Annotated in this window: 1 protein-coding gene; it reads right to left on the bottom strand. The window is 67.7% G+C overall.

What is annotated here, in order from left to right:
- The coding region (locus ACZ92H_RS29360; RefSeq protein WP_465051963.1) for a beta-ketoacyl synthase N-terminal-like domain-containing protein at positions 1-1,469 on the bottom strand (1,469 nt) is incomplete at both ends.

Genomic DNA, 1,469 nt, shown 5'->3' with positions numbered 1-1,469 from the left:
AATATGGAATTCGCGGCTCAGAATGTCGCGCTGTTCGAACACCTGCAGCGGACCGTCCGTATTGAGCAGGCTGACGCCGCCCACCACGGCCGAGGTGATATCGCCCGCGCGCAGTGCCTGGATGGCCATGTTCATGCCCACCAGGGCCGACGAACAGGCGCTGTCGAGCACCAGGCTGGGACCTTGCAAGTCAAAGAACTGCGAAACGTTCGCCGCCAGGTAGTTCTGGCCTACCGCCATCACGGGATTGGTCGCCTTGCTGAATGCCTGGTCATCCGGGCGATGCTGGCTGCGTCCGCCAAGATAGACGCCAATCGGCTGGCCTTTGATTTCCTGCAGGCTGTAGCCGGCATGGCACCACAGATTCAAGGTCTCTTCCAGCACCAGCAGCGCCTGCTGATCCATCGCCCTGACATCGGCTTCGGACATCAGGAAGAACGCCGGATCGAAATGGCTCACGCGCGCCAGCAGGCCGGCGTAATACGCGCTCTCATAGCCCCAGCGCTCTTTCGGCACGGGGGCGATCGCCGAGCGTCCCTCCACCAGCAGGCGCCAGTACTGCTCCAGATTGTCCGCGCCAGGAAAACGGCAGGACAGCCCGACCACGGCGATGTCGCCCGGCGCCGTTCCAGTCTGCCGCGGCGCAGGCATTGACGGCACGACAAGCGGCGACAGCGCTGGCGGCGCCGGCGCTGCCAGCACGGGCGCGGCTGGAACGGCGGCGGCGAGCAAGGCGCCCGTCAGCGCTTCGCCGTGCCGGCCGCACAGCCACTTGGCGAAACTGGCAATCGTCGGATACTCGAACAGGATCGAGGGATCGAGTTCGCTGCCGGCGCGCTGCGCCACTTGCCGCACCAGCTGCAGCAGCAGCACCGAATCGGCGCCGTACTCGAGGAAGGTATTGTCTGCATCGATCAGCGCCGCATCCATCTTCAGCGTCTCGGCCAGCAGCACGATCAGCCAGGCCTGCACCTGCTCCAGCAGCGGCGCCTGCGCCGCCGTCGCGCGCGCCGGGCCGGCCGGTGCCGCCGGGACAGGAACGGGAGCGGCGGCCCGCTGGTGCCGCAGCAGCGTCCGCGGCTGCCACGCCTGCGGATTGACGACCGCCGGCAGCACCACGCTATCCTGTCCGCCGCGCAGCACATGGTCGAGCAGTGCCAGGCCTTCCGCATCCGTATGCGACAGCAGGCCGCTGCGCGCATACGCCGCGCTGCCAATCTCGCCAAAGCCCGTCTCTTTCCAGCTGGGCCACTGGATGCTCTGCAGCGCGAAGCCCGCCTGCTGCGCTTCGGCCACGTAATCCATGTAGGCGTTGGCCATCGCATAGTCGCTCTGCCCCGCCGCCAGCGCCGGCAGCAGCGCCGAGACCGACGAGAACAGCACGCAAAAGCGCGGCGCATCCTGCGCCAGGCACGCGAGCAGCACGTCCAGTCCCGCCACCTTCGGTTCCAGCACCCGCGCCACGGCCG

It is taken from the genome of Janthinobacterium foliorum (genome assembly GCF_978021625.1).
This window is presented reverse-complemented; position numbering and strand designations above follow the sequence as displayed.